The organism is Endozoicomonas sp. SESOKO4 (assembly GCF_024606275.1).
The window spans coordinates 1-1465 of sequence record NZ_JAHHPS010000603.1 but is presented as its reverse complement, the minus strand read 5'-3'; the positions used below and the strand labels follow the sequence as shown (position 1 = coordinate 1465).

At 53.3% G+C, this 1465-nt stretch carries 2 protein-coding genes; both read left to right on the top strand.

Annotation, left to right across the window (positions count from 1 at the left end):
* Window positions 1-24 precede the first annotated feature (24 nt).
* On the top strand, window positions 25-615 hold the full coding sequence (locus KDK16_RS13645) for an ankyrin repeat domain-containing protein (protein ID WP_373690985.1): 591 nt from the start codon (window positions 25-27) through the stop codon (window positions 613-615).
* Between the two features lie 127 nt (window positions 616-742).
* The coding region (locus KDK16_RS11760) for a hypothetical protein (protein WP_257276264.1) at window positions 743-1465 on the top strand (723 nt) is incomplete at its 3' end.

Below are 1465 nucleotides of genomic sequence, written 5' to 3'. Positions count from 1 at the left end.
GCCCAGAACGGCCATACCGACATCGTGAAACTCCTGATCGAAGCCAAGGCAGATCCCAACGCCCGGAATGCGAGTGGCGTCACCCCGCTGCTCATCGCAGTCCGGAAGGGCCATACCGACATCGTGAAACTCCTGATCGAAGCCAAGGCAGATCCCGACGCCCGGAGTGCGAGTGGCGTCACCTCGTTGTATCTTGCAGCCCAGAACGGCCATACCGACATCGTGAAACTCCTGATCGAAGCCGGGGCGGATTTCAACGCCCGGACCACGGGTGGCGTTACCTCTCTGTATATTGCAGTCCAGAACGGTCATACCGATATTGTGAAAGCCCTGATCGAAGCAGGGGCAGATGTCAACGCTGCCTATCTTCATGGTGTCACACCGCTGTACGTCGCAGCCCTGAAGGGCAATACCGACTCTGTGGAAGTACTGATCAACGCCGGGGCGAATCTCAACGCTGCCTTGTCGAATGGCACCACACCGTTGTGCATCGCAGTCCGAAAGGGCAAAATCGACTGCGTAAAAGTCCTGATCAACGCCGGGGCGGATCTCCACGTCTTCCGGACTTCGAATGACGCCACCCCGGCTTTCAATCGCAGCACGGAAGGGCAATAACGACTGCGTGAGAGCCCTGACCGGGGCAGGGGCAGAGCTGGGGCAGTCAAAGGAACGGTTCACTGCATAACTTGAGTTATGCTCTTGATCTATCCTTCCCCTCTTTACACCAGAATGCCAGGGTAGAATGATTAAACACTCACTCTTCGCAGCACCACTGTCAATAATGACATTGTCCGTCGTCTGTCAGGCTCAACCGTTGACGTGGCGCTTTGTTGTCTTGTTTGAACAGAACACAGGTTTTCCAAACCGGAACGTTTCTATAACCCCTGACCAGCATACAATGTCGGGCACCATGTCAGACATTGCCTACACCAAGGGTTATGAAGGATCATATTTACCGGCTGATAAGAAACAAGTCAGACCAGACGGCTGCACGCAAAAAACGACCATCATTGAATCCATTTCGTGGCCATGGCTTTACGCCAATTATCTGCTGGTGGGTTACGAACTGATCCTGACCAGCAAAAACACCCCACTAAGTTTCACCTCTTATTCACGGCTACCTGTAGAAGAGGTTGTCGCTATCGCCTGGCTTTTAAAGAGTTATTGGAATATAAAATCATCGTCGTTTAATCCGATTGCACAAAAAGAGCGGTGTCAGGCTCACCCGCTGGCGGCCATCATTACGATGTCTGGCTCTGGCAATGACCAGCCACAACTTCCGCCATCAGAGTCATCGGGACAGCAAGCTCAGGAAGCCACCGCCCGCCCTGCAGGCTCTTTCAACAGCTTCCTTGACTCTGACTCTGCCGATGGTAACGGAGGCTCACAGCAACATTTACACACTTTGGGTCTGGATTGTTTCGTCTCTCCCTGTCACGGCGTTTGTCAATTCCGACCATCATCC